Source organism: Paenibacillus peoriae KCTC 3763 (assembly GCF_000236805.1).
Taxonomy (GTDB): Bacteria; Bacillota; Bacilli; order Paenibacillales; family Paenibacillaceae; genus Paenibacillus; species Paenibacillus peoriae.
Genome location: NZ_AGFX01000048.1, coordinates 87,310 through 106,483, shown reverse-complemented (window position 1 = coordinate 106,483; position 19,174 = coordinate 87,310). Strand labels below are relative to the sequence as shown.

Annotated in this window: 20 protein-coding genes; 19 read left to right on the top strand and 1 reads right to left on the bottom strand. The window is 46.9% G+C overall.

Going from position 1 to position 19,174, the window contains the following annotated elements:
* Position 1: 1 nt before the first annotated feature.
* The 16 genes from KQI_RS0126110 (at position 2) to KQI_RS0126035 (ending at position 15,614) form a co-directional block, all read left to right on the top strand.
* Positions 2–2,572 (top strand): hypothetical protein, encoded by a 2,571-nt coding sequence (locus KQI_RS0126110; RefSeq protein WP_010349855.1) that lies wholly within the window; start codon positions 2–4, stop codon positions 2,570–2,572.
* A 13-nt stretch (positions 2,573–2,585) separates the two neighbouring features.
* Positions 2,586–3,056 carry a hypothetical protein gene (locus KQI_RS0126105; RefSeq protein ID WP_010349854.1) on the top strand — a complete coding sequence of 157 codons (471 nt, stop codon included), beginning with the start codon at positions 2,586–2,588 and terminating at the stop codon, positions 3,054–3,056.
* 71 nt (positions 3,057–3,127) lie between these two features.
* Positions 3,128–3,394, top strand: coding sequence for a hypothetical protein (locus tag KQI_RS0126100; protein WP_010349853.1), 267 nt, complete (start codon positions 3,128–3,130; stop codon positions 3,392–3,394).
* A gap of 115 nt (positions 3,395–3,509) precedes the next feature.
* Positions 3,510–4,301, top strand: a complete 792-nt coding sequence (locus KQI_RS0126090) for a putative phage tail protein (protein WP_010349852.1) — start codon at positions 3,510–3,512, stop codon at positions 4,299–4,301.
* A gap of 112 nt (positions 4,302–4,413) precedes the next feature.
* A complete protein-coding gene (locus KQI_RS0126085) occupies positions 4,414–4,803 on the top strand; it encodes a phage tail-collar fiber domain-containing protein (RefSeq protein ID WP_010349851.1) in 390 nt (129 codons plus the stop codon).
* Between the two features lie 12 nt (positions 4,804–4,815).
* Positions 4,816–5,604 (top strand): pyocin knob domain-containing protein, encoded by a 789-nt coding sequence (locus tag KQI_RS29475; RefSeq protein WP_010349849.1) that lies wholly within the window; start codon positions 4,816–4,818, stop codon positions 5,602–5,604.
* 18 nt (positions 5,605–5,622) lie between these two features.
* Positions 5,623–6,210 carry a hypothetical protein gene (locus KQI_RS0126075; RefSeq protein WP_010349848.1) on the top strand — a complete coding sequence of 196 codons (588 nt, stop codon included), beginning with the start codon at positions 5,623–5,625 and terminating at the stop codon, positions 6,208–6,210.
* A gap of 15 nt (positions 6,211–6,225) precedes the next feature.
* Entirely contained in the window at positions 6,226–6,384 is a 159-nt protein-coding gene (locus KQI_RS28925; protein ID WP_169314567.1) for a hypothetical protein, read from the top strand.
* Positions 6,385–6,629: 245 nt separating this feature from the next.
* Positions 6,630–7,076, top strand: coding sequence for a phage holin family protein (locus KQI_RS0126065; RefSeq protein WP_010349847.1), 447 nt, complete (start codon positions 6,630–6,632; stop codon positions 7,074–7,076).
* A 90-nt stretch (positions 7,077–7,166) separates the two neighbouring features.
* Positions 7,167–8,132: a glycoside hydrolase family 25 protein gene (locus KQI_RS0126060; protein WP_010349846.1), complete on the top strand. Its 966-nt coding sequence runs from the start codon at positions 7,167–7,169 to the stop codon at positions 8,130–8,132.
* A gap of 867 nt (positions 8,133–8,999) precedes the next feature.
* Positions 9,000–10,655 carry an ABC transporter substrate-binding protein gene (locus tag KQI_RS0126055; protein ID WP_010349845.1) on the top strand — a complete coding sequence of 552 codons (1,656 nt, stop codon included), beginning with the start codon at positions 9,000–9,002 and terminating at the stop codon, positions 10,653–10,655.
* 29 nt (positions 10,656–10,684) lie between these two features.
* The gene (locus tag KQI_RS0126050; RefSeq protein WP_010349844.1) at positions 10,685–11,689 is read left to right on the top strand and encodes an ABC transporter permease; all 1,005 of its coding nucleotides are present in this window, start codon (positions 10,685–10,687) and stop codon (positions 11,687–11,689) included.
* A gap of 35 nt (positions 11,690–11,724) precedes the next feature.
* Positions 11,725–12,636: a nickel transporter permease gene (nikC, locus tag KQI_RS0126045; protein WP_010349843.1), complete on the top strand. Its 912-nt coding sequence runs from the start codon at positions 11,725–11,727 to the stop codon at positions 12,634–12,636.
* Positions 12,637–12,997: 361 nt separating this feature from the next.
* Positions 12,998–14,413 carry a deoxyguanosinetriphosphate triphosphohydrolase family protein gene (locus KQI_RS0126040; RefSeq protein WP_010349842.1) on the top strand — a complete coding sequence of 472 codons (1,416 nt, stop codon included), beginning with the start codon at positions 12,998–13,000 and terminating at the stop codon, positions 14,411–14,413.
* 39 nt (positions 14,414–14,452) lie between these two features.
* Positions 14,453–14,614 (top strand): hypothetical protein, encoded by a 162-nt coding sequence (locus KQI_RS28265; RefSeq protein ID WP_241764024.1) that lies wholly within the window; start codon positions 14,453–14,455, stop codon positions 14,612–14,614.
* A gap of 13 nt (positions 14,615–14,627) precedes the next feature.
* Entirely contained in the window at positions 14,628–15,614 is a 987-nt protein-coding gene (locus tag KQI_RS0126035) for a TRM11 family SAM-dependent methyltransferase (protein WP_010349841.1), read from the top strand.
* Between the two features lie 9 nt (positions 15,615–15,623).
* Here the strand turns inward: KQI_RS0126035 and KQI_RS0126030 are convergent, their stop codons facing one another.
* Positions 15,624–16,580: a D-2-hydroxyacid dehydrogenase gene (locus KQI_RS0126030; protein ID WP_010349840.1), complete on the bottom strand. Its 957-nt coding sequence runs from the start codon at positions 16,578–16,580 to the stop codon at positions 15,624–15,626.
* Between the two features lie 236 nt (positions 16,581–16,816).
* Between KQI_RS0126030 and thpR the strand changes: the two genes are divergently transcribed.
* The 3 genes from thpR to KQI_RS0126015 all read left to right on the top strand — a co-directional run bounded on the left by thpR (position 16,817) and on the right by KQI_RS0126015 (position 19,146).
* Positions 16,817–17,383, top strand: a complete 567-nt coding sequence (gene thpR, locus KQI_RS0126025) for an RNA 2',3'-cyclic phosphodiesterase (RefSeq protein WP_010349839.1) — start codon at positions 16,817–16,819, stop codon at positions 17,381–17,383.
* A gap of 111 nt (positions 17,384–17,494) precedes the next feature.
* Positions 17,495–18,307, top strand: a complete 813-nt coding sequence (locus tag KQI_RS0126020) for a cell wall hydrolase (protein WP_010349838.1) — start codon at positions 17,495–17,497, stop codon at positions 18,305–18,307.
* Between the two features lie 155 nt (positions 18,308–18,462).
* Positions 18,463–19,146, top strand: a complete 684-nt coding sequence (locus tag KQI_RS0126015) for a metal-dependent hydrolase (RefSeq protein ID WP_010349837.1) — start codon at positions 18,463–18,465, stop codon at positions 19,144–19,146.
* The last annotated feature ends 28 nt before the right edge of the window (positions 19,147–19,174 follow it).

The window sequence follows — 19,174 nt, the reverse complement described above, 5'->3', positions numbered from 1 at the left end:
CATGGCAAGCGAAAAAACACCAAATCTTGGCTTAAATCAAATTGACCGTACGTCGCCGAAAACAACGTATTTTGATCTGGATAAGTATCTGGATCAAAACTGGCGCGCGGTAGATGAATTTGCAGGTGATGTGAATGATGGTGTAAATGCGATCAAAAAGCGTCTGGATACGGCGGAGCGTAAGGCGGTAACTCTGGAACCTGGGGTGCAGATTGTTCATGCGGAAAAGGCCGCGCCATTTTCGCTGACGGGGTTGAGCGGGCGTACGTTGGTAAATTTGTTGGGGCGATGGGGTAATTTAAGTAGCTTAACAGGGGTACTCCCCTATCAATCCGATCTAGTGTTGGATACTTCGAATAAAGGAACAATGCTTAATTCGTTAAAAGTAACGATTAGCTCTGGATATACAGTGGGGGTAGGATTTTATAGCAATTTTAAATTCTTGGCCGGAAAATATTACGTTGCAATCGCAAGGGCGAAAGTAGGCAATGCTACAAATGCGGGAATATCTGCCCCGGGTATTCTAGGAGGAACGAAAGTTACGGATAAAACTAAATTTACTACAACGTGGTTCAGGCTGGCTCCTACTAGCGATTTAACCTCAAGCATAGATTTAGCAACATGGGGTACTGAAGGACAGTATTCCTATTTTGAAGCTGTGCGTGTATATGAAATTTCAGCAAGCGAATACGCTGCATTAGCGGAGATGACAGGGGAGCAAATTGATGCTAAGTATCCATATGTAGATAGTGTAATGCCTGTACGTAATCCATACGCGATCCGATACGGCGAGAATTTATTACCGCCATTTTATGAGTGGACGCGCATCCATGCAAATGCCAAAATTTTAGGGCCGTATAGCTTAACGCATACCAAAACGGGCACAACTGTGCCTGAGTCTTGTTCATCTCCGGTGCTGCCAGCATTGCCCAACACAAACTACTATTTAAAAAATGGTAGTGAGGGAGTAAATATGAGGGTATGGTTTTCCGCTGATGGAGTTACATTTACGGAAGCAGCAAGTATTGATACGGCAGATGGGACTTTTAAGACACCTTCAAACTGCAATTACATTTTAGTCGAAACGTATATAACTAAAGAAAAGACAGGCACCTTCACGTTTACAAACCCTATGCTCAACATCGGCAGCACAGCCAAACCATTCAAACCACGTGAAGATTCCATACTTGCGCTGCAAACGGACCTGTACGCTGATTCAGCTACAGGCACTAATGCTGATATCGTCTTTGAGCGTAATGGGCAATACTACAAAGTTAAGAAATGGCAAGGCTTGACGCTGGACGGTTTGCTACCGTGGGTGCTTCAAGCGATGAGAACAGGATTCGTGCAAGTTGGAGTTGAGAACGCATTGTCTCGGAATGTTGAAAACTCTAAAGTAGCAGTTAAGTTTGATGGAAAACTCTTAACAAATAGCACAGCCACGCTTAGTAACGGAGACCAAATTTACACGGGGACTGCTCCCTCATCTACTAATGAGCATCTCTATGTTTCTATCTTTGGTGCAGACAGTGGATGGGGTGACAGTTACCTACCAAGTGCGGAAGAGATTAAGGCCTATTTTATGGGCTGGAAGATGTACGATGCTAATGTTTACACACCAGCACAAGCGCAAGTAGCTGCTACTGCAACCTACAACGGCACAGGCACGAAATATTGGGTTCAGCGCGTCGGTGCAGCTAATTACACTCAAACGTTGCCGTCTGTCACTTATGCGGGGTACACTCCTTACCGACTTATATACCAACTCGCAACGCCTACAATTGAGTCTATCGTATCTGAGGGACAGCTAACAGTTACAGAGGAAGGTAATCAGATAGAAGTAGGCACAGGCATTATATTGCGCGAACGAAGCACACCATATCAGGAGGCCAATAAATATTGGAACATAAATAACGGTTCGCCAGGATGGGAAACGTCGGTGCTTAAAAATAAAGTGCTGAAAATACTAGCTGTATACAAAAACAATCAAAAGGACAACGAATCTTGGAATATAACCAACAGCCAAGTAACGAACGCTGGGGCGATAGCTCAACAGAGCGATTTGGCCCACGACATTACAGCAGCCTACAGCGTCACCTACCTTATGCTGGACAAGTCGCCTATGGTTTCTTTTAGAGGTTCTTACGCAATTAACGAAAAGACGCTGCTGCTTGATTTGGTAGATAGCTTACAGCAGAATAGTACGCGCTTGTCTGTCGTGGAGAATAAGAAAGCGGATAAGAATAACCCGTCGTGGCTTGCCCCTACATTGCTTAACGGGTGGGTTGACGGAGATGGAGCGACAGGGTTCTATAAGGACTCCTATGGCATCGTTAGGATCAGAGGCAGTGTGAAAAATGGCGTCACATCACCTGGCACAGTAATATTCAGGCTACCAACAGGCTATAGACCAGTAACCAACATAAGGATAGGAGTTTATTCTAATTCTTCCTCTACAGGGATAAATCAAACCGAAATGATAATTGATACATCAGGAAATGTCCTTATCGGTATAAACGGGCAAAATAATTTATTAGCTCTGAATGCTTTACAATTTTTGGCGGAAAAGTAGGGGAGGACAACACATGAAAGCAGTCGTAAAAGTAAATAAAGACGGCCTCTATCTGGAGGACGAGTTGGTGGACGATGCCTTTTCGGGTATCGTCCCTTTTTATGTCCCATCTTCACTCACGCTATCTGATACAGACCAGCAGCAAGAAAACTATAAGCTTACTGACAATAATTCGAGTGCTAAAAATGAAGCGAATTCAGAAAACATCCCTGCAGGCTATACCGTTGGTATTCCAGTGCCACCGGGATTATATCATCCTCGTTTTGACATTCAAGGCTGGTTGGCTTATGAAGCAGAATATGATGAAAAGCTGACACAAAGAGACCCGACAACATTTTGGAGTGAAGGATTAAGTGCTGAAGCAATCAAGGAACTTACACGAGAAGCGGAGCAACAATCAAGTGAGGCAGATCAATTGAAGCAACGAATAGCAGATCTCGAAGTGACACTGACTCACCTCTTGCTTGGTAATACAAGAAAATGACGTGTACTGACTCTGATTGATACTGCTATATATAGCAACAAAATTTATACAAAAGAGGTGAAGTCATCACTATGGCAACTCTAACAGAGACTCAATTGCGTATTTGTGCTCGTGCTTGTATTACCCGTTATGACCAGGGGGAGGGCGATATAGCGACCATCATTGGAAGCTACGCTTTAGATGAAAAACAACGTAAACAAGTGATGGAAATCGTTTTATCCCATCGTTCTGATCTGGTACTGGATAGCGTAGAGGATTCGTCATCTATGGAGGTTTCCAATGCACAGCGAGATTCGGTTAAATGGTTTAGCTCTATTTTCCGCAAGAAAACAGTATAGAGAACAGAGCAAAAACATCCTGTACCCAAAGGAGGAATAAGCATGTATGAAAGAATGAATCCTTTTAAAAGGATTCAATTTCGGTCAGGCGGCAGAGCTGGGGATGTGAGTATCAATGGGCAGTGATATAAAAAATCAAATGAACAGCGTACGAGGCCGGGAGCTATTTTCCTATCTTCCAGCCTATTACGAAGCATCCCGTGTCATGCACGCCGATATGGATGTCAAGGGTAGCGAGTTGGATGCTCTATATCTCGCGCTCGATGATACGTTAGCCCAGTTTTTTGTTCGTACTGCCACTTGGGCGCTGGAACGTTGGGAGATGGAGCTAGGCATCCCGATTCATTTGGAAAAGCCACTGGAGCAACGACGATCCGTTGTGGAATCGAAGCTCCGCGGGAGTGGCAAATTTTCAGGGGATTTAATTCGGAAAATCATGAACACATTTGGTGTCGATGGACAAGTAAATTTTGATCCGACCGAGTACAAGTTTGGTATAAGCTTTGAAAACCGTATCCCTGAAAATATGGTTGATTTCAAAAAGATCATCGAGGATATTAAGCCTGCTCATCTTGCTTTTTATATGAATAACAAGATCAGGCTTGCATTTCTTCATGAGAATGAAATCGTTTCTCGTATTCGATTACGTTCGAGAGTTCGCTTTTTTGGTGGACAACCTTGGTATTTGGATGGCGTTGAGTTACTCAACGGAGTAGCTTCATTGTCCGGATGGACTGGGGAACGTCTACGAAATTTGAACCGAATGAAGCTGGCCATTATGCATCATGTGAATAATCATCAGGAAGGCAGTATGAAGATTCGAGACCATTATTGGAAGTTAGATGGCAGTATGAGACTGGACGGCAGCCAGATGCTAAGCTCAAGTGAGACAATTGTTTCCGTCTAAAAATGTATGCAGCTCATTCAGCACTGGCAATAGCTTGAAAACGAGCATGGCTGCCTTGCAAACTAATTTGCCAAGAATAAACTTTAATTTTGAAGTAGAAAGGATGGTAAGCATGGCAGAACAAGTTCTGACAATTACGACTGCTTACGCAAGAGAACAAATGGCACGTGCTCGTGCTGAGGGAGGAACGCTCACAAAAGTGGTAAAAATGGCGTTTGGCAGCGGAGGTGTAGATCAAGTGGGGAAGCCACTGCCTTTGGACGGAACGGAGCAGACGTTGAAAAAGGAGCTCGTCCAGAAGGATATTACCAGCTATGAATTCATTGCCCCTGCGACAATCCGCTATATCTGCTCACTTGCGGAAACCGAATTGGCCGGAGAAACGATTAATGAGCTTGCTTTAGTAGATTCAGCGGGCAAGCTGACGGCCGTTCGTACGATGAGCAACAAGGTCAAGGACAGTGATATGGAGTTTGTTTTCGAAATTGATGACATTTATTAAGGAGGAAAAAGTATGAGTATACAACAGCCACGCAGATTTGTTACTACTGATCAGGGACATGCGGATGTTCTAAATGTACCAATTGATACTCTGTACACGAATGACCAGGAACTGGCCGCGCAGATTGAAAGCATCAAAAAGGATCCGGCTGGAAACGGTGTTGCTTCCAAGAAAGCGTTGGACGATCATGTGGCCGATAAGGATCTACATGTCACTGCTGCCAAGCAAGCGGGGTGGAATGCTGCGCAGGCTAATGCCAAAGCTTACACTGAGCAGTACGCAGCACCGAAGAGCCATACGCATAGTACATCAGATCTGCCAAGTGCGACCACGCAGGCCAGAGGAATTACTCAACTGAACAACTCGGTGAGCAGTATAGCAACGGATCAGGCGGCAACCCCAAGCGCAGTCAAAGCAGCATACGATTTGGCGGTTAGTGGTCAGCGGGTTAAGGTCACAGCCGATGATGGATCTGCGCAAAATATTTCAGGACAGGATTTAAACGTCGACCGTCCTACAGGCTGGTACATGGGATCTAGTATGGGAAATGCACCGAATGGTGAATGGTATTGGGTCGAAAATATAAAGCACAATACTGACTGGTTTATACAAGTAGCCTACAACTTTAATAACGTAGATGTATACTCCAGATATAAAAGAGGTGGAGCTTGGAGTGGTTGGACCTGGAACCCTACGAGAGCAGAGGTCGATTATTTAAAGTCTGTGGCTAGAAATATGATCGTTTCGCCTGCCACCCCATCAGGAGGAAATGATGGAGACATTTGGTTTCAATATCAATAAATAGAGGGGGCGCATTGTATGGCTCTAGGTACTAAAGTTAATGGGGCGTGGAAAACGCCCAGTGGAGTATCCGTCAAGGTTTCGGGATCGTGGAAGAAGGTACAAAATATATGGGTTAAAGTGTCGGGAGCATGGCGTCCTGTTTGGACTGCAGCCCTGACTTTGCGGCAAGGGGGCATATGGGGAAGTAATTCATACGTGAGCAAACAGGCGGACCATGTGGAATTGTACGCATACAATCCAAATACCGGCGGTGGGGATGCTGCCGTGGTGACAAATACACTAGTGGATCTGACCAATGTTACCTACGTTGATTTTGATTTCGCACTAGAAGGTTCAATAGATTCTAGGTCCGATGCTATTTTCATTGCGTCGAAGGAGCAGATGGGCGACGGTAGTACATTTAACGCCCGGACGTATCAGGGTCTCCGAGTATCAAGAGCCACAAAAAGCTTGAATGTAGCCGGATTGTCCGGATACTACTATTTACGCGCCCATGCTTCCGTCAATGGCGATGCAACCTATTGGAAACGGGTAAGACTTTACCGCATTTTATTGGATGGCCGGGAAATTTGGAACGGCAGCAATAGCTGGACATACATTTAATAAGGAGGTGCGATCATGTCTGATTACAATTATGTGCAATATCACAAGGAAACCGGCAGCGTGGTGGCCATTACGACCGCAGAGCCGACAGCGCCAGAAGGGTACGCGGTGGCCAAGTCGGAAAAGTATAAGCCAGGTGACGAATTCATGTACACCATTACAGTGCAGCGATGACATTTACGCCTAATAGCGGTTTGGTCAAGGTTTGGATTAGTTTGGTCATGACCGGCACGTATAAGTTGGATGAGGTGCCTAATCTATTCAATCTAAAACCGATCGTGTCGGAAGTTATAAACAGAACAGCATAAAATCATGAACAGCGCCGCAAGGCGTATTTTTTATGCCAGAGCGTGTTTTCTATGCCCTTGTATTAACCAAGGGCATTCATTTTACACCTTGATTCAAAAGGGGGAACAAATATGCATGAAAAAATCGATCAGATTTGGCTGGGGTTTTCCACGGGGACCCTGATCGGTTATTTTTTCGGAGGGTGGACGACAATGCTGACGTTGTTGTTATGGATGGTCATTATCGACTTTTTCACCGGCTGGGCGGCGGCCTGGATTAATGGGCAATTGAAAAGCCGCCAAGGCTATTATGGTGTTTTTCGCAAGGTTACGGTGTTTTTGATGATTACGGTGGCTCATCTGATCGACGGTATTCTGGGGGATGCACATTATTTCCGGGATGCCGTCGTTTTCTTTTATTTGGCGAACGAGCTGCTGTCTATTATTGAAAATGTGGGCAGAATGGGGGTGCCGATGCCGGATATTTTGCGGAATGCGGTAGCCATTTTTGAATCCAAGTCGAGCGGGGAAAAGAAAAAGCCAGCAGACCCTTCTGACAAAGGGAATAAAGTTTCCTGAAAAGCCCGGACCGTTTCAGTGGTCCAAGCATATGGATAACCAAGACATCGTTGGGATATAAGATCACAAATAGATAAGGAGGGATGCCTTATGCAAAATCGCAGCCCTAACGCTGCCGAAGGCATTGATGTGTCCCGTTACCAGGGAACGATTGATTGGAAACGTGTACGTGCTGATGGCAAATCGTTTGCATTTATTAAAGCGAGTCAAGGACAGCGCTACGTCGATCCGACATTTATCACGAATGCAAAAGGAGCGAGAGCAGCCGGGATTCTGCTGGGAGCTTACCATTTTGTAGATGCGACCAGTGTCAACGCAGCAAAAGCGGAAGCAAGGCATTTCGCTGAGGTGCTGGATCAGGTGGGCGGCGCAAAAACGCTGGATTTTCCAGCGGTGATGGATTATGAAAACAATCCGGGTGGGCTTAGCTCAGCCGTGATTCACGAGGTCGCGCTCGCATTTTTAACGGAGTTTGAACGGGTGAGCGGGCGCAAGCCGATGGTATATACGGGCAATGCCTTTGCTGCCCATTTTAAAGCTCCATTGGGTAGCTATAAGCTGTGGATCGCACGGTATAGCACGCGTGTGCCCAGTGATACTGCGGCATGGAAGCGCTGGGATTTATGGCAATACAGCGATAGCGGACGGGTTGATGGAATTCAAGGACCTGTTGATCTGAATGTATATGCCGGCACAGAAGCCGAGCTACGTCAGGCATTTGCAGGAGAAGAGGAGGATGAGCCGATGACAGCAGAGGAAAAAGCGGCATTTATGGCCTTGCAGCAGCAGGTCGCCGCGCTTGAAAATAGCAAGGATGTGCTCAAACAGACATTGAATGAACAGAGTGCATATATAAAAAAAGTAGACCAGCGAGTGGCTGAACTGGAGGCTCGTCAGGCTATGCCTGTACCGACCTGGGCGAAGGAAGCAACGGCTGCCGCCGTGGCATTTAATCCGGCAAGCCCGATTGTGGATGCGAAGCTGCCAAGCAGCTACGATTTTTATCGTTTGTTGGTCGTGCTGAACCGTCTGGGTGTATTTAAAACAAACAAATGATCTTTTGCGAATCTTATACTCAGAAAGAGTTATTTTTATGTGAGCCAAGCCATTGCGCCTATAATCTAAATAGACAGGCGGTTCAAGGCAACCGCCTGCCCTTATTCAAAAAGAAATTCAATGTCCTCTTGGCTAAATTGAACATACATATCTCACTGGATTAAAATGCAGCATGTCTACTAACCGGATCAAGCTGTCAGAGCACCTGTATGTTTGTTTATTTCAGAACATACCTGGAGATTGGGATATAAAGGATGGGACTTATATTGTAAGGGGAATATGTTCACCCATATCGTGCCTGGTGATTATTACTCCATCGTTAAACGAGTCAAGCCGCCGCAGTAGGTTTGGTGCTGGATACATTTTTGAACTAAAGTCATGCTCCTGCTGGAAAATGAGGATCACGAGCAGGAGCATTTATTTAATATGCTTGTGGTAAGATTGTTTGTAATATTAATTAACATGATGTATAAAAATATATCAAAATGTATGAGAAATACCCTTGTCTGCTTCCAGATTTTATAGTAAAGTATCCATTAATCAACTTTGTTCGAACATAATATTCACTGCTTGTGAGTATATGTCACACTTTCACCACGAGCTAACATACTCCACTTCGTTTTAATTACATCTTCTGATTATACTCAAATGCACTCAACTACTAGATTAGGAAAGTTTCTATACCCGTATTTCCCCAAAAAAGCCTGTCCATAGAATCTACATACCTGCCCTGCTATTACACCTTTTGATGAACTCGGAACTTGGGACTACAGCTTGAGGACAAGCTTGTCATGCCAGCCCACAGGATCGGCTTCCATCCAGTATTAACGAATTAACAATATATAAGGTGTGAAAGGGGATTGCTGCATGAGCAAAAAGTACGCAAAACACAAAATCTGGACCGTACTGCTGGTGCTTGCGCTGGGAGTTGTTTTGGCGCTTTCCGGCTGTGGAGGATCTGGTGAAGGAGCGAAACCAGAGGCGGGACAACCGTCAGGCGGAGCGGGAGAAGGTGTGCAGGATACGCTAATTTATGGGCGCGGAGGAGACTCCGTGGCGCTGGACCCCTCCATTGTGACAGATGGCGAATCCCTTAAAATCGGGCATCAAGTATTTGACTCCCTGTTAGAGTACAAGGATGGCACAACGATTGTACAGCCAGGATTGGCAGAGAGCTGGGAAGTATCACCAGACGGTTTAATATATACGTTCAAGCTGCGTCAGGGCGTAAAATTTCATGACGGAACTGACTTTAATGCGGAAGCGGTTGTTTTCAATTTTGAGCGCTGGGCTGATCCCAAAAGTCCGTATAAATATGAGGGAGACTCATTTGACTACTATGATTCCATGTTTGGTTCCGAGGATAGCCGTGTGATCAAATCGATCAAGGCAGTTGATGCCAACACCGTTCAATTTACACTGAGTAAGCCGCAGGCTCCTTTTCTGCAAAATTTGGCTATGACTTCCTTTGGGATCGCCAGCCCTAAGGCCGTTCAGGAGAAAAAGGCTGATTTCAAAAGCAATCCGGTCGGTACAGGGCCGTTTGTATTTAAGGAATGGAAACGGAATGACTCCATCACACTGGAGAAAAACCCAACCTATTGGAAAGAGGGGCAGCCGAAGCTGGCTAAGGTCATTGTTCGCTCTATACCCGACAATACCGCGCGCTTTAATGCTTTGCAAAACGGGGAAATTGATCTGATGGACGATATGAATCCGGATGATGTGAAGCAACTGGAAGGTAACGGTGAGTTAGTGAAAATTGAACGTCCATCCTTTAACGTGGCGTACATTGGTTTTAACTTGAAGAAAAAGACATTCGATAATCCCAAGGTACGGCAGGCGCTGAACCATGCGGTGAACAAGCAGGCTATTATTGCTGCATTGTTTGCCGGACAGGCCAAGCCTGCGGTCAATCCGATGCCGCCTACGTTATGGGGATATAACGATAGTATTCAGGATTATGCCTATGATTTGGAAAAGGCTAAATCTTTGCTGGCGGAAGCGGGTTTTCCTAATGGACTTCCTGAGCCGTTAACCTTCTATGCCATGCCTGTATCACGTCTGTATATGCCTGACGGCAAAAAGGTGGCAGAGGCCATTCAGGCTGATTTTGAAAAAATTGGTGTCAAAGTAAACATTCAATCCCCGGAATGGGCTACGTATCTGGATGATCTTAAAGGGGGAGAGAAGGACGATTTGTATATGCTCGGATGGAACGGGGACAATGGCGACCCGGATAACTTCTTGTACACACTGCTGGACAAGGATACGATTCCAGGCAATAACCGCAGCTTTTATGTGAATGAGGAGCTGCACAAAATTTTGGTAAAAGCTCAAACGGAAATCGATCAGGACAAACGTACTGAGCTGTATAAGCAAGCACAGGAAATCATCAAAAAGGATGCGCCTTGGATTCCTTTGGTACACACAACACCTGTGATGGCAGGAAAAACAACCCTTAAAGGCTATGTCCCTTCTCCAACAGGGACTGAGTCGTTCGGTAATATTTATTTTGAATAGCGCAAACGCAAGCAGGCGGTGAATTGGATATGAACGCATATTTTTTTAAAAGATTGGCCGTATTGATTCCTGTATTACTAGGCATGACACTCATCGTGTTTTCGATCATTCATGCTATTCCGGGCGACCCTGCGGAAACCATACTGGGAGACAAGGCCACAGAACAGTCCAAACAGGCGCTACGCGAGCAACTGGGACTGGATAAGCCATGGCTACAGCAATATGGAACCTATCTGGGCGAGCTGGCACATGGAGATTTGGGCGATTCCATCCGCACCAGACAGCCGATTGCCCGGGAAATGGTGCCTTATCTGGCGGCCACGCTGGAGCTGACGGTAGCGAGTATGTTTTTCGCCGTTGTGGTCGGGATGAACGCGGGCATCGTGAGTGCCTGGAAACGAAATTCCTGGTTCGACTATGTCAGCATGGTCATAGCGCTTGTCGGGGTGTCGATGCCGATTTTTTGGCTGGGCTTGATGGAGCAGTGGATATTTGCAAATAAGCTGCACTGGCTTCCTTCCATCGGACGCATGAATTCCCGTGATCCGGTAGAGGCCGTGACACATCTGGCGATTATTGATGCGATCATAGGGGGCCGTATGGAACAGGTTTGGACCGTCATCAAGCATTTGATTCTGCCGAGCATCGCACTGGGAACCATTCCGATGGCGGTCATTGCACGTATAACCCGTTCCAGCATGCTGGAGGTTATGGATGCGGACTATATTCGTACAGCTCGGGCGAAAGGGCTGGCATCTTTTCAAGTGGTGTACAAGCATGCGCTTAAAAATGCCGCCATTCCCGTGCTTACCGTCATCGGTCTTCAAACCGGCTCGCTGCTGGGCGGCGCGGTGCTGACGGAAACCATTTTTGCATGGCCCGGCATCGGACGGTACATCTTTGAAGCGATCAGCTCGCGTGATTATCCGGTCATTCAAAGCGGAATTTTGATCATTGCGTTCCTGTTCGTTATCATCAATCTGATTGTCGATTTGCTGTACGCGGTTCTTGACCGACGTATCCATTATCAGTAATCAAGTCGTCAATTGCTCAAGGGGGAGCTTGTCCGATGTCACAATTTTCAATGGAACCCAACAACATATCGACGACACGCACGATATTGACACATTCGCCTGTCGTGTCCGGCCCTTGGAGGGATGCATGGAGGGCATTTCAGCATAATAAGATGGCATTCGTCGGTCTGTGTGTCATTGTCTTTTTTGTCATTATTGCGTTGATTGCGCCGTGGATTGCTCCTTTTGATTATAAAGAGCAAAACCTGGTCAGCCGCTTGCAGCCTCCTTCGGCGGAGCATTGGTTCGGTACGGACGATCTCGGTCGAGATTTGCTGAGCCGTACGCTGTATGGAGCCCGAATTTCGTTATGGGTCGGCTTTCTGTCCGTTATTGGTTCAATGATTGTCGGGACAGCTTTAGGCCTAATTGCGGGATTTTATGGGAAATGGGCGGATATGGTTATTTCACGGCTGTTCGACATTTTACTGGCGTTTCCGGGGATTTTGCTGGCGATTGCCATTGTAGCCATTCTAGGACCTTCACTGGAAAATGCGCTGTACGCCATTGCGATTGTTAACGTGCCAACATATGGACGATTGGTTCGCTCCAAGGTGCTCAGCGTCAAAACGGAGGAATATATTACGTCTGCCAGAGCGCTTGGGGCGAACAATGCACGAATTATACTGCGTTATATTTTGCCTAATAGTCTGACGCCCATTATTGTACAGGGAACATTGGGGATCGGGACGGCGATCATTGAAGCAGCAGCGCTTGGATTTCTTGGCTTGGGTGCACAACCTCCTGAACCGGAGTGGGGCAAAATGCTGTCAGATTCGCGCCAATATATCCAGAACGCACCGTGGACGGTTATTTTTCCGGGCATATCCATTATGTTGACCGTATTAGGCTTTAACCTGATGGGAGACGGGCTGCGGGATGTGCTTGACCCAAGGGCAAAGCGTTAGGGCAAACATGGCGATGTATATACGCCGAACTTAAAAGTTACTTTTAGCGCCACTGCGCAGTCGGATGATGGTTCCCATCGCCACCGCTTCGCTTGTACGGCATCATTTCGCCTACTCCGTTTCACGTGTAAATTTTTCATGCATAGCTTATATACTTCTATGTTTAATAGAAGAAAGAAGGTGTTCCCTGGCCTGAATCCAATGGCTGGAGAACACCTTTTTCATATAACATTTTACGTATATTGTACTTCGATTCATACCACTATAGCTTGTAATCTTCTATATGAAAGTCATGTAAGCTTTCCTGTGACGTGAAAAAAATGTATAATCACTCCAATTGAGTACGTAGGGAGTGGGCTTTATGACATGGCAAAACAAGAGAGAGCATCGGCAATTTGCCGAACAGACACGAAGCGATGCTTCACGGGCAGCGTATGAACGGGATTACTCCCGATTAATCCATTCACCGACCTTCCGTCGGCTGCAAGGCAAATCCCAGGTATTTGGCGCAGGCACGGGCGACTATTACCGTACACGGCTGACGCATTCTCTGGAGGTAGCACAAATTGCGCGTGAAGCAGCACGCAGCTTGCTGCGCCGCCATCCTGAGGTAGAGCTGGAGCAGGCGGATAACGCCGGACTGATCATTGACCCCGAGGTGGTGGAATGCGCGTCGATTGCACATGATTTTGGGCATCCACCATTTGGGCATAAGGGCGAAGAGGTGCTGGACGGGATTTTGGATCAGTTCATTGAGCAGAAAGTAGAAAAGATAGCCGCTGCGGGAGGCTTCACGCCAGAGTCCAAGCAGGGACTGCAGGCATATGCGCACGAGCGGCAAATCTATGAGCATTTCGAAGGGAATGCGCACAATTTTCGCCTGATTATGTTTTTGGAGAAGCGCGAGAATGTGGATGGTCTGAATTTGTCGGACGCTGTATTATTGGGGATTAACAAGTACCCGTACCCGGGGATTTTGAATAAAAAAGGGATGTACCTGCATGAGTGGGAATACATTCGCTCCATTCGTCAGGATTGGGGAATCCCGGACGGTAAAAAAACGCTGGAAGCTCAGCTGATGGACCTGTGTGATGATATTGCTTATTCCGCACATGATCTGGAGGATGGGATTAAGGCAGGCAAGATTGAGGTACATGAGCATTTTTTATATGATCCGTATTTGATACGTCTGATTACAGAAAAAATTACAACGTTGGAGGATAGCTTTTGGCAAGGCTGGCAGCTGACTCAGATTGAGCAGAAGGTAGCAGCAGTGTTGAGCGAATTTTTAAAGGTATGGAATGGCAAGATGCCGATATGTGAACACGATTATTCTCGCACACGTCGTGAAGTAAAGGCATACTGGGTCAGCTTGTTTGTCAGCAGCCTGGGTGTAATTGATGATGGGAATTGGAAAAAAGTGACCTTCGTACGGGATGGCAGCGAGGATTTGGATATGCTCCGTACGGTGAGTGTGTTGAAAAGCTTTGCCTGGGTTACGATGATTCGCGATCTGCGCGTACAGCGGCTGCAAAAACGAAGTGAATGGATGCTTAGACGGCTATGGCTGGCATTTCTGGACCCTGAGACGTCAAAATCCATTATTCCGACCGACTGGCTCCAGCGCTATGAGCACGACCAGGCCAAGGCGAAACCGATCTGGACATGGGAGCATATGGTCATAGACTATATTGCTGGCATGACCGACGCTTTTGCTGAAAAAATCTATAATGAGTTATATGGTCTGAAGGTAGGCTCCATTTACGATCTGGACTGATCTTTCATTTACCCCTATATAAGTAGAAGAAACTGGCTGGTGGGAACACCATCGGAACTTGTCGAACGTTTGTATAGCCTGCAGGTTGAATACGATAATGATGAGTTCCTGTTGGTCACACCGATTCCCGATTATGAACAACGGCTTTACTCCTACCAACTTATTACGGAAGCCGTACATGCTAGCTGTCACTCTAAATGAAAAGAGATCTTACATGAACAAACATGAAATGAACACGAACGAAACGATACAAAGGTACATATACACCTATGCGTGCCATGAAACAGAGCGAGAGCTATGCCTTTTGGAATTAAAATGCTTGTTCGATCAGCCACCTGTGCATGGCTCCATTCTGTTGTCCGAGCGGCGGCTGGAGCCGGGGACCAGCCCGTTTATTCATCTTCGGCTGGATATAGCCGTGGATGCAGGTACGCTGGAAGAGCTATGCGAAGCAGCTTCCACGCTGCAGCTTGAAGACGGAAAGACCTTCAAGGTATTGTGTCTCAAGGAAGGCGACAATGAGGCCGACTATGACGAGCGGCGCGGGATAGAACGTCGGATTGGCGCACGTATTCAGGGAAAGGCACAAATGAAGGAACCGGATATCACTTTGGGTGTGATCAGGGCAGGACAACGGTGGCTACTGGGCCAATGCGTATATAGCGATCGTTCCTGGCTGGAGCGCCGTCAGAAACCGCAGAATTATTCTACGGGATTGCCGGTGCTGGTAGCCAGGGCGCTTGTCAATTTGGCGGTTCGTCATGCAGCAGTGCACGAGGCGGATGGAGACGAACTGAAGCTGCTGGACCCGTGCTGCGGCATGGGCAATGTGATGATTGAAGCATTAAGCATGGGGAGACATATTTGCGGTTATGATATCAACCCGTTGGCGGTACGCGGAGCGCGCGTCAATTTACGTCATTTTGGATATGAAGAGGATCTGGTAAAGCTCGGGGATATGAATATGGTGGACGGTACGTACGATGCGGCTATATTGGATATGCCCTATAACCTGTGCTCCGTGCTCCCTGCTGCTGAACAAAAGAAGATGCTGCGCAGCTTAAGACGTCTGGCCGCACGGGCGGTGGTTGTGAGCACGGAGCCGATGGAAGCATTGCTATCCGAGTCAGGTTGGACCCTTATGGAGCAATGCCGCATACGCAAGACCGGGTTGAGCCGGGAAATATGGGTCTGCGAGTAGTTGGTTTTGTTAATACTGAGTTTTGTAGTTTACCAGATTCAGCGGCAGTTCCTGCTTAGCAGCATAGGCTTCCAAGTTGGTAACAAAAATATCTACCGCACGTTCAGCATACAGATCCGTGTCACCTGCAATATGCGGTGTGATCAGAACATGGTCCATACTCCATAGCGGATGCGACGCAGGCAGCGGTTCTTCCTCGAATACGTCCAGTCCGGCAAAGGCAATATGCTGTTGCTCCAGTGAGCGTACAAGCGCATCTGTATGAACGGTGCCGCCACGGCCTACATTAATGAAGAAAGCTCCTTTACGCATGGCTGCAAATGCTTTTTCGTCAAAGAAGTGACGGGTTTCCTCCGTGAATGGCAAAATGTTCACCACGATATCCGCAGCTCGCAACGCATCGTGTAATTGTTCGTTGGTGTACATGTGCTCTACATGGGGTGCTTCCTTGCCGGAACGCCGGACCCCGATCACCCGCATGCCAAAGGCTTGTGCAAGCCGAGCCGTTTCACGGCCAATTTCGCCGACACCTGTTATCAACATTGTTTTACCACGTAATTCCGTCAGTTGACCTTCCGGTGGCTGCCATGTTTTCTGACGCTGCAAGAGAGCTGCTTGCTGCAGATAACGTGTATGCGACAGCAGCATACCGAAAATCTGCTCCGTTATCGGAATCGCATGTACACCACTTGTATTCGTAAGCAAAATATGGCGCTTTTCCAGCTCGGTAAGCGGCAGCTTGTCAATCCCCGCCGACCAGGTTTGTATCCATTTCAGCTTGCTGTCCGGATGCAGCGTCCCCTCGGCAATATGTTTGGACCAGCCTAAAATAACCTCGGCCTGCCGGATCTGTTCAGCCCCTACTTCTTGGGCTTTGCCAATGATCAACTCGTAGCCCGGAGCTGCTGCACGAACTTGCTTTGTTTGTTCTTCAGTTAGCTGGTGTAAACTTAAGATGTTTCCCATGATTCATAGCCTCCTCGACTTTTGATTGAGCTTGAAGCTTCCAATATCTTCTGGCGAACCATCCTTTCAAGGATAACAGATTGTCGGAAAAATTGCATAAAGAGGGGGAGAAACGAGCTTTCCGTGTCACTATAAATAACAACGTCACTATAAATAATAACAAATGGCTTTACCCAAATGTGGGGCATCCCAAACAGCAACTTGTCGGGATATATACAGGAAAGGAGTCGAAGTGGATGGAGAAGCAGTCGCAAAGACTTTTTACGGCTATTGCCATTCCGGATGAGCATAAACAGAAGCTGCGCCAATGGGCGGAGCATGATTTGAATCATCTGACCTTTCGAAAATGGAGTGATTTCAGAGACTACCATGTGACACTGCAGTTTTTGGGCGATGTGGCGACTTCGGATATTCCAAAACTGGAGCAGGCGTTATATCAAGCTGCAGCCGAGCATGCACCGTTCACGCTTGGAATTGGAGAAGCAGGCTTTTTTGGCCGGGAGCAATTTCCGCGTGTATTGTGGAGGGGAGTTACCGGGCAGCTGGAGTCACTGGATCAGTTGTATCAGTCCATACTTCGGGCTACCGAAACGCTCGGTTTTAAACCTGAGGAACGACCTTATCGGCCCCATATTACCGTAGCGCGTTCATACACAGGGCAGCAGCCCGTTCCAGCCTCAGTTTGGCAGCCAAATGCTCGAATTGTCGAGTCGTGGGAAGTGGGAAAATTTGTTTTATATGCAACCCGAATGGGGCAAAAACCGATGTACCAAATAATTCAAACGTTCCCATTATTAAGGTGAAACCCTTGATTTATCAGCGAATTTAGTGATATAGTATTTCAGCGTTATTCAAAAAGCGCATTTTGGGTTACATATCTGAGGAATGTGCTTAAAGTTAACGGGAGGAACATTATGGAAATTATTAAAGAATATCGTTGGTTTGCACCTCTTTTGAGTGTGCTGCTTGTTTGTATATTGGGGATAGGACTCTACGCTGAGGTTCAGCAAACACAGAAAAATCATAAAAATGAATCTATGCAATCTCTGAGCTGGTCAGGGAACTCTTCGGCTCCTTCATATGGCGACAGGATGGGGACCCATAACGGGTCAAACAGGACAAGCCCCATCTTTGTCGCGGCTCATGGGCAGCCAAGCTGGAAAGAAATCATGCCGACTCCTTTACCCGCTTCCCAGATGAAGCAGGCGGAACAGGCTCGGAATAACGTCACCACAGGCACGAAAAAACCTGATGTCCAGCACAGCAAGTCCGCAATCCTAACCCCTCCTACAACCATCTACTTTACGAAGACAAAAATGCTCACTCAGGATGACAAGGCGTTGTCTACCTGGAGCTATACAGTCTCCGCTAAAGAACTGCTCCTGCTGCAAAAAATAGTGATGGCAGAAGCAGAAGGCGAACCGTACGAAGGCAAAGTGGCAGTTGCCAACGTTGTCTTAAACCGGCTGCGGTCAGCCTCATTTCCCGATACGATTCAGGCTGTAATTTATCAAAAAGCGCAATTTAGTCCGGTCGCGAACGGGCGTCTTCGTCGTGTCCAACCGAACCAGGACAGCATCCGTGCGGTTAACGCTGCTTTGAACGGTCATAAAGCCGTGCCTGATCATACCTGTTTTTTCCTGTCGCTTACGTTGGCCCAGGACCTTACGGTTCATCATTCGCGGACCAAGGTGAAAACAATCGGTCATCATACTTTTTATAAATAAAGGAAGTCTTCTACAAATAACAGCTCTTTCTAAACAATAGGGTTCAGCTTTGTGAACGTATTTTGCATTCAGGTGAAGCATGTATGCAAAATACGGTATAATGGATAAAGGAAAGTAACCTAAATAATGAAAGTGACAATGGAGGCGCAGACGATATGAAAATCACATATTACGGACATTCAGTTGTGCTGGTGGAAGAAGAGGGAAAACGAATTATTATTGATCCTTTTTTGACAGGTAATCCTAAAGCAACCGTACAAGCTGAGGATATTCAGGTGGATGCGGTGCTATTGACACACGGCCATGCCGATCATTTTGGAGATGCTGTTGAAATTGCCAAGCGCAATGATTGCCCTGTGATTGCGGTGGCTGAGCTGGCTGACTATTGTTCATCCCTGGGTGCCAAAGCTCATGGTATGAACCTTGGCGGTGGTCATCAATTTGACGGCTTCCATGTAAAATTCACGCTTGCGTTCCACAGTTCGTCTTTGACGGTGGATGGACAAACGATATACATGGGAGAGCCAGCAGGGATTTTATTGACCATGGGAGGCAAAACATTTTTTCACGCAGGGGATACCGGCTTGTTTGGCGATATGCGTCTCATTGGAGAAACCAATTCTATTGATGCTGCGGTACTGCCCATTGGAGATGGTTATACGATGGGACCGGAGGATGCGCTGTTGGCAGCAAAATGGTTGCGTGCAAGCCGCGTAATACCAGTGCATTATAATACCTTTCCGGGTATTGAGCAGGACGGAGACGCCTTCTGTGATCGTCTGCACAAAGAAGGAATTGAAGGAAAAGCCTTAAAGCCCGGCGAAAGTCTCGAATTTTAATTCGTATGGCCTGAATTGCGGACATACG

Bases quoted from the DNA above. Each gene is read 5' to 3' on its own strand.
- KQI_RS0126035 (WP_010349841.1), top strand. From the start codon at position 14,628: ATGAACAAACATGAAATGAACACGAACGAAACGATACAAAGGTACATA.
- KQI_RS0126015 (WP_010349837.1), top strand. From the start codon at position 18,463: ATGAAAATCACATATTACGGACATTCAGTTGTGCTGGTGGAAGAAGAG.
- KQI_RS0126060 (WP_010349846.1), top strand. From the start codon at position 7,167: ATGCAAAATCGCAGCCCTAACGCTGCCGAAGGCATTGATGTGTCCCGT.
- KQI_RS0126110 (WP_010349855.1), top strand. From the start codon at position 2: ATGGCAAGCGAAAAAACACCAAATCTTGGCTTAAATCAAATTGACCGT.
- KQI_RS0126030 (WP_010349840.1), bottom strand. From the start codon at position 16,580: ATGGGAAACATCTTAAGTTTACACCAGCTAACTGAAGAACAAACAAAG.
- KQI_RS0126090 (WP_010349852.1), top strand. From the start codon at position 3,510: ATGGGCAGTGATATAAAAAATCAAATGAACAGCGTACGAGGCCGGGAG.
- KQI_RS0126050 (WP_010349844.1), top strand. From the start codon at position 10,685: ATGAACGCATATTTTTTTAAAAGATTGGCCGTATTGATTCCTGTATTA.
- thpR (WP_010349839.1), top strand. From the start codon at position 16,817: ATGGAGAAGCAGTCGCAAAGACTTTTTACGGCTATTGCCATTCCGGAT.
- KQI_RS0126055 (WP_010349845.1), top strand. From the start codon at position 9,000: ATGAGCAAAAAGTACGCAAAACACAAAATCTGGACCGTACTGCTGGTG.
- KQI_RS0126105 (WP_010349854.1), top strand. From the start codon at position 2,586: ATGAAAGCAGTCGTAAAAGTAAATAAAGACGGCCTCTATCTGGAGGAC.
- KQI_RS0126065 (WP_010349847.1), top strand. From the start codon at position 6,630: ATGCATGAAAAAATCGATCAGATTTGGCTGGGGTTTTCCACGGGGACC.
- KQI_RS0126075 (WP_010349848.1), top strand. From the start codon at position 5,623: ATGGCTCTAGGTACTAAAGTTAATGGGGCGTGGAAAACGCCCAGTGGA.
- KQI_RS0126040 (WP_010349842.1), top strand. From the start codon at position 12,998: ATGACATGGCAAAACAAGAGAGAGCATCGGCAATTTGCCGAACAGACA.
- KQI_RS0126100 (WP_010349853.1), top strand. From the start codon at position 3,128: ATGGCAACTCTAACAGAGACTCAATTGCGTATTTGTGCTCGTGCTTGT.
- KQI_RS0126085 (WP_010349851.1), top strand. From the start codon at position 4,414: ATGGCAGAACAAGTTCTGACAATTACGACTGCTTACGCAAGAGAACAA.
- KQI_RS0126020 (WP_010349838.1), top strand. From the start codon at position 17,495: ATGGAAATTATTAAAGAATATCGTTGGTTTGCACCTCTTTTGAGTGTG.
- KQI_RS29475 (WP_010349849.1), top strand. From the start codon at position 4,816: ATGAGTATACAACAGCCACGCAGATTTGTTACTACTGATCAGGGACAT.
- KQI_RS28925 (WP_169314567.1), top strand. From the start codon at position 6,226: ATGTCTGATTACAATTATGTGCAATATCACAAGGAAACCGGCAGCGTG.
- nikC (WP_010349843.1), top strand. From the start codon at position 11,725: ATGTCACAATTTTCAATGGAACCCAACAACATATCGACGACACGCACG.